This window comes from Bradyrhizobium sp. (genome assembly GCF_035484855.1).
Classification (GTDB): domain Bacteria; phylum Pseudomonadota; class Alphaproteobacteria; order Rhizobiales; family Xanthobacteraceae; genus Bradyrhizobium.
This window is the reverse complement of the sequence record NZ_DATHOP010000220.1, coordinates 1-6,347: the sequence shown is the minus strand read 5'-3', so window position 1 is coordinate 6,347 and position 6,347 is coordinate 1. Positions and strand designations below refer to the sequence as shown.

At 64.4% G+C, this 6,347-nt stretch carries 6 protein-coding genes; 4 read left to right on the top strand and 2 right to left on the bottom strand.

Annotation, left to right across the window (positions count from 1 at the left end; translation table 11 throughout):
* The coding region (locus VK804_RS25520) for an inorganic phosphate transporter (RefSeq protein ID WP_325375381.1) at positions 1-607 on the top strand (607 nt) is incomplete at its 5' end.
* 100 nt (positions 608-707) lie between these two features.
* Here VK804_RS25520 and VK804_RS25515 read toward each other — a convergent pair.
* Both VK804_RS25515 and VK804_RS25510 read right to left on the bottom strand, forming a co-directional pair.
* Positions 708-1,880, bottom strand: coding sequence for a M20 aminoacylase family protein (locus tag VK804_RS25515; protein WP_325375379.1), 1,173 nt, complete (start codon positions 1,878-1,880; stop codon positions 708-710).
* Between the two features lie 118 nt (positions 1,881-1,998).
* Positions 1,999-3,171, bottom strand: a complete 1,173-nt coding sequence (locus VK804_RS25510; RefSeq protein WP_325375377.1) for a M20 aminoacylase family protein — start codon at positions 3,169-3,171, stop codon at positions 1,999-2,001.
* Between the two features lie 189 nt (positions 3,172-3,360).
* Between VK804_RS25510 and VK804_RS25505 the strand changes: the two genes are divergently transcribed.
* The 3 genes from VK804_RS25505 to VK804_RS25495 all read left to right on the top strand — a co-directional run.
* On the top strand, positions 3,361-4,980 hold the full coding sequence (locus VK804_RS25505; RefSeq protein WP_325375375.1) for a GMC family oxidoreductase: 1,620 nt from the start codon (positions 3,361-3,363) through the stop codon (positions 4,978-4,980).
* Positions 4,981-5,124: 144 nt separating this feature from the next.
* Positions 5,125-6,069: a metallophosphoesterase family protein gene (locus VK804_RS25500; protein ID WP_325375373.1), complete on the top strand. Its 945-nt coding sequence runs from the start codon at positions 5,125-5,127 to the stop codon at positions 6,067-6,069.
* 12 nt (positions 6,070-6,081) lie between these two features.
* Positions 6,082-6,347: plastocyanin/azurin family copper-binding protein (locus VK804_RS25495; RefSeq protein WP_325375371.1), on the top strand; the 266-nt coding region annotated here is incomplete at its 3' end.

The following is a 6,347-nucleotide window of genomic DNA, read 5'->3' as shown; positions in this document are numbered from 1 at the left end:
GCAACACCAGATCAATGAAGGGACCTACCCGTCATTGGCGGTGCTGGTGCGCGACATCGGCACCCAGGTGACCCAGTACGGATCGCTTGCAAAATTCCCCGCTGAAGCCATCGGTAACACCCGCAACGACATGTATCTGGTTTCCGAGGCGATCCGCTTCCTGATGAAGGACAAGGAAAGCGAACTCAACAACGACGAGATTGCCACGCTCAACAGCTACAAGGGGTCGCTCGACAGCGCGACGAAATTCATTCCGACCTGGGTGAAGATCGCCGTCGCCATCGCGCTCGGCCTCGGCACCATGATCGGCTGGAAGCGCATCGTCGTCACGGTCGGCGAGAAAATCGGCAAGACTCATCTGACCTACGCGCAAGGCGCCTGCGCCGAAATCACGGCGGCGGCGACGATCGCGGCCGCCGACGGATACGGCCTGCCGGTTTCGACCACGCACGTGCTCTCCTCCGGTATCGCCGGCACCATGGCGGCCAGCGGATCCGGACTGCAATGGTCGACGATCCGCAACATCGCGCTCGCCTGGGTGCTGACCTTGCCGGCCGCGATGATGATCTCGGGCTCCCTGTATTTCCTGTTTTACAGGATATTGTAGGCGGCAACTCCGGCGCCGTTCGCCATGGCATGAAATAAAGGGCCCGCGGCAACCGCGCGGGCCCTTTGTTTGTTCGCGGCTTGAGAAGCCGGCGCCCGCCTCACGCCGCCAGCGTGTTCTCGACCAGCTTGATCCAGTACGAGGTGCCGTAAACGATCGCCTCGTCGTTGAAGTTGTAGGCGGGATGATGCAGGCCGGCGCTGTTGCCGTTGCCGCAGAAGATAAACGCACCCGGCCGCGCCTCCAGCATATAGGAGAAATCCTCCGCGCCCATCATCGGCGCGCTCTCGTGAACATTGGCCTCGCCCGCCACTTCCTTCGCCACTTGCGTCGCGACATCGGTCTGCGAAGCATGGTTGACCGTCACCGGGTAGCCGTGTTCGTAGGCAAGCGCGATCTTGGCGCCGGTGATCTGCGCCACGCCGGCGACGACCTCGCGCACCCGCTTCTCGACCAGCTCCCGCACTTCCGGCGTCAGCGTCCGCACCGTGCCCCTCAGTTCGGCAGTTTGCGGGATGACGTTGCGCGCGTTGCCGGCGTGGAACTCGCATATCGAAATGACCGCGGAGTCCAGCGGATCGACGCTGCGCGATACGATCGACTGCAACGCCGTGATCAACTGCGCGCCGACCAGAACGGAATCGATGCATTTGTGCGGACGCGCAGCGTGCCCGCCAAGGCCTTCGATGTTGATATCGATGGAATCGGTGGCGGCCATGATCGGGCCGGAGCGGATCGCGAACGAGCCGACCGGAATTCCCGGACCATTATGCATGCCATAGACCTGCTCGATGGCGAAGCGGTCCATCAGCCCGTCCTTGATCATCGCGGCGGCTCCCGCGCCGCCCTCTTCCGCGGGCTGGAAGATCACGACCGCATCGCCGGCGAAATTCCGCGTCTCCGCCAGATAGCGCGCCGCGCCGAGCAGCATCGCGGTGTGTCCGTCATGGCCGCAGGCGTGCATCAGGCCCTTCGTCTTGGAGGCATAGGGAAGATCGGTCGCTTCCACGATCGGCAGCGCGTCCATGTCGGCGCGCAGTCCGATCACCTTGATATCGCCCTTGCCGGCCGGCTTGCGGCCCTTGATGACGCCGACCACACCGGTGCGGCCAAGTCCCGTCGCAACTTCATCGCAGCCGAATTCGCGCAGGCGGTCCGCCACGAATGCTGCAGTGCGGTGCACGTCGTACAGCAATTCCGGATGTTCATGGATATCGCGGCGCCAGGCCTGAATATCGGGTTGCAGATCGGCGACGCGGTTGACGATGGGCATGGATGTTCTCGGTTTTCGGGGTTGAGTGCTCGCCCCTGTCTAACACGCGGGGATGATCTGCCCAACACCCTCTGGAGGGCTTCAGACGACCCTACGTCGAAATGCGGGTGAACGGCTCTCACGCGGCCAGCGTGTTCTCGACCAGCTTGATCCAGTAAGAGGTACCGAACACGATCGCCTCGTCGTCGAAATTGTAGGCGGGGTGATGCAAGCCGGCGCTGTCCCCGTTGCCGCAGAAAATCAGCGCACCCGGCCTCTGCTCCAGCATGTAGGCGAAATCCTCCCCCGCCATCAGCGGCGGCATCTCGTGAACGTTGGCGTCTCCGGAAATTTCCCTGGCCGCCCGCGTCGCGACATCCGTTTGCTGGGCATGGTTGACCGTCACCGGATAGCCGTGGGTGTATTCCAGATCGATCCTGGCGCCGGTGATCTGCGCCACACCGGCGACGACCTCGCGCACCCGCTTTTCGACCAGTTTTCGCACGCCGCCGTTCAGGGTGCGGACGGTGCCTTTCAGCTCAGCGGTTTGCGGGATCACGTTGCGGGCATTGCCGGCGTGAAATTCGCAAATCGAAATCACGGCCGATTCCAGCGGATCGACGCTGCGCGACACGATCGACTGCAGCGCCGTGATCAACTGCGCGCCGACAAGTACGGAATCGATACATTTGTGCGGGCGCGCGGCGTGCCCGCCGAGCCCCTCGATGTTGATGACGACGGCATCGCCTCCAGCCATGATTGGACCGGGGCGAATGGCGAACGAGCCGACCGGAATGCCCGGACCGTTGTGCATGCCATAGACCTGCTCGATACCGAAACGGTCCATCAGCCCGTCCTTGATCATCGCCACGGCGCCGGCGCCGCCTTCTTCGGCCGGCTGGAAGATCACGACCGCGTCGCCGGCGAAATTCCGCGTCTCGGCCAGATAGCGCGCGGCACCTAGCAGCATGGCGGTGTGTCCGTCATGGCCGCAAGCATGCATCAGGCCCTTGTTCCTCGAGGCGTAAGGAACACCAGTCTCCTCCTCGATCGGCAGCGCGTCCATGTCGGCGCGAAGTCCTATCACCTTGACGCCGTCCTTGGCCGCGGGCTTGCGGCCCTTGATGACGCCGACGACGCCGGTACGGCCGAGGCCGGTGGCAACCTCGTCGCAGCCGAATTCCCGCAACCGATCCGCCACCAATGCCGCAGTGCGGTGCACTTCGTACAGCAATTCCGGATGTTCATGGATGTCCCGGCGCCAGGCCTGGATGTCGGGTTGCAGATCGGCGACGCGGTTGACGATAGGCATGGCAATACTCGGTTCGCGGTTGTTGTGTCATCTCTAGCATGCGTCGGCGGTCTGCCCATTACTTCTCGCGCGCGGAAGTGGAGTGTCAGCCATGCCTGCGACAGGTGTCACGGATGTGCCCAAACGGGGCACTTGTCCCCGCCGGCGTCGTCTGACTGTATGAGGCCGGAAACGACCGGAAATGCAGAGATGACCAAGCGGCTCGAGGGGGAATACGACTATATCGTCATCGGCGCGGGCACCGCCGGCTGCATCGTCGCCAACCGCCTGTCGGCCGATCCCGGAAATCGCGTGCTGATCCTGGAGGCCGGCGGCAGCGATAACTGGATCTGGTTTCACATCCCGGTCGGCTACCTCTTCGCGATCGGCAATCCCCGCTCGGACTGGATGTTCCGGACCGAGCCGGAAGCCGGCCTCAACGGCCGTTCGCTGGCCTATCCCCGCGGCAAGGTGATCGGCGGCTCCTCTTCCATCAACGCCATGATCTCGATGCGCGGACAAGCCGCCGACTACGACCATTGGCGTCAGCTCGGCCTCGCCGGGTGGGGTTACGACGACGTGCTGCCGGCGTTCCGAAAGCTGGAGGATCATTTCCTCGGCGAAACCGAGCACCACGGCACCGGTGGCGGCTGGCGCATCGAGGCGCCAAGGCTGTCCTGGGCGATTCTGGATGCGGTCGGCGACGCCGCCGAGCAGATGGGCATCCGACGGATCGCGGATTTCAACACCGGCGACAACGAAGGCGTCGGCTATTTTCATGTCAACCAGAAACGGGGACGGCGCTGGTCCTCGGCGCGGGGATTCTTGAAGCCGGCATTGTCGCGTCCCAACCTGCGGCTCGAGAAGAATGTGCTGGTCGACCGCCTGATCGTCGAGGACGGCCGCGCCAAAGGCGTGCGATTCATCCGGGACGGCGAGGTCGTCGAGGCCCGCGCCAAAGGCGAAGTGATCCTGTGCGCCGGCTCGATCGGATCGGTCCAGGTGCTGCATCGCTCCGGCATTGGGCCCGCGGAATGGCTGGCGCCGCTCGGCATCGCACCCTTGATCGACCGGCCCGGCGTCGGGCGCAACCTGCAGGACCATCTGCAGCAGCGCGCGATCTACAAGGTCGAGGGCGTGCGCACCCTGAACGAGACCTACTATTCGCTTCCCCGCCGCGCTTTGATGGGCCTCGACTATGCCTTCCGCCGTCGCGGGCCGCTGACCATGGCGCCCTCGCAGCTCGGGATCTTCACCCGCTCCGATTCCCATCGCGGCCGCGCCAACATCCAGTTCCATGTGCAGCCGCTGTCGCTCGACAAGTTCGGCGATCCGCTGCATCGCTTCCCGGCTATTACCGTCAGCGCCTGCAATTTGCAGCCGACCTCGCGCGGCACCGTGCGCATCCGCTCGGCCGGGCCAGCCGAAGCGCCCGCGATCGCGCCGAATTACCTTGCTACCGGCGAGGACCGCCAGGTCGCCGCCGACGCCATCCGCACCACGCGGCGGCTGATGCAGCAGAGGGCGCTTGCGCCCTATCACCCCGACGAATTCCTGCCGGGCCCATCGGTCGGCGACGACGATGCGTCGCTGGCGAAAGCCGCCGGCGATATCGGCACCACGATCTTTCACCCCGTCGGCACCGCGAAAATGGGTACCGCCAGCGATTCCCTCGCCGTGGTCGACGAACGCCTGCGGTTTTTCGGGCTCACCGGCCTGCGCGTCGCCGATGCGTCGGTGATGCCGATGATCACCTCGGGCAATACCAATACCCCGACCGCGATGATCGCCGAAAAGGCCGCGGCGATGATTCTGAAGGATTCGCGATAGGTTAGCCATGTAGCGCTCCTGCTCGCACGATTTCACGTAATCGTCATCGCCCGAGCCCGCCGAACCCTCCTGGCCGGGAATAAACCGGCCCGCTCCCCGATCTCGTCCCCGGAACCCAATCATGGGTCTCATGGAGAAGAGGCGATGAGCAATCACGACCATAACGACGACGGAAGCGGCGTCAGCCGCCGCCGCGTGCTGGAATGCATGACCTGGGCCGGCACCGGCGTGCTCTGGACCATTTCGGGCGGCGTGCCCCGTTCGCTGGGCCTGGTCGGTTCGGCGCAGGCGGCCGAGCCCGCCGGGCTGAGCTTCCTGCAGATCAGCGACAGCCATGTCGGCTTCGACAAGCCGGCCAATCCGAACGCATTGGGCACGCTGGAAGAGGCCATCGCCAAGGTCAAGGCGATGCCGATCAAGCCGGCCTTCATGATCCACACCGGCGACATCAGCCATCTGTCGAAGGCCACCGAATTCGACGATGCCGAGCGCATCATCTCGCAGGCCAAACTCGACGTGCATTACGTACCCGGCGAGCACGACTTCCTCGACGAGGAGATCAAGTTCTACAAGGACCGCTACGGCAAGGGCACCAAGGGCGCCGGGTGGTACTCCTTCGACGCCAACGGCGTGCATTTCATCGGCCTCGTCAACGTGGTGAACCTCAAGGCCGGCGGGCTCGGCAATCTCGGCGCCGAGCAGCTCGAATGGCTCGAGGACGACCTCAAGGGCAAATCGAAATCCACCCCGATCGTGGTGTTCGCCCACATTCCGCTGTGGACGGTCTATCCGGAATGGGGCTGGGGCACCCAGGACGGCGCCCAGGCGCTGACATACCTCAAAAAGTTCGGCTCGGTGACGGTGCTCAACGGCCACATCCACCAGGTGATGCAGAAGGTGGAGGGCAATGTCACGTTCCACACCGCCCGCTCCACCGCGTTCCCACAGCCGGCGCCGGGCGCGGCGCCCTCGCCCGGCCCGATGAAGGTCGAAGACGATAAGCTGCGCACCATGCTCGGCACTGCCAGCATCACGTTCAAGCAGAACGAGAAGCAGCTCGCCATCATCGACACGCCGCTGAAGAGCTAAAAGGACAAGACCATGTGGCGAAGTGCAATCAGCGCGGCGCTCATTGGCGCCGCGGTCGGCTCGGTGTTGGCTGGCGGCGTGCTGTTCGCCGGGGCGCAAACCGCGGCGGCGGCGGTCGTCGGCATCGACAACTTCACCTTCAATCCGGCGACGGTGACGGTGAAGGCCGGCACCACGGTGACCTGGACCAACAAGGACGACATCCCGCATGGGATCGCCGTCACCAACAACGCCTTCCCTCGATCCAAGGCGCTCGATACCGACGACAGCTTTTCGTT

What these genes read in the sequence shown, in the direction of transcription:
- VK804_RS25515 (WP_325375379.1), bottom strand. Translation starts at nt 1,880, where the DNA reads ATGCCCATCGTCAACCGCGTCGCCGATCTGCAACCCGATATTCAGGCC.
- VK804_RS25510 (WP_325375377.1), bottom strand. Translation starts at nt 3,171, where the DNA reads ATGCCTATCGTCAACCGCGTCGCCGATCTGCAACCCGACATCCAGGCC.
- VK804_RS25505 (WP_325375375.1), top strand. Translation starts at nt 3,361, where the DNA reads ATGACCAAGCGGCTCGAGGGGGAATACGACTATATCGTCATCGGCGCG.
- VK804_RS25500 (WP_325375373.1), top strand. Translation starts at nt 5,125, where the DNA reads ATGAGCAATCACGACCATAACGACGACGGAAGCGGCGTCAGCCGCCGC.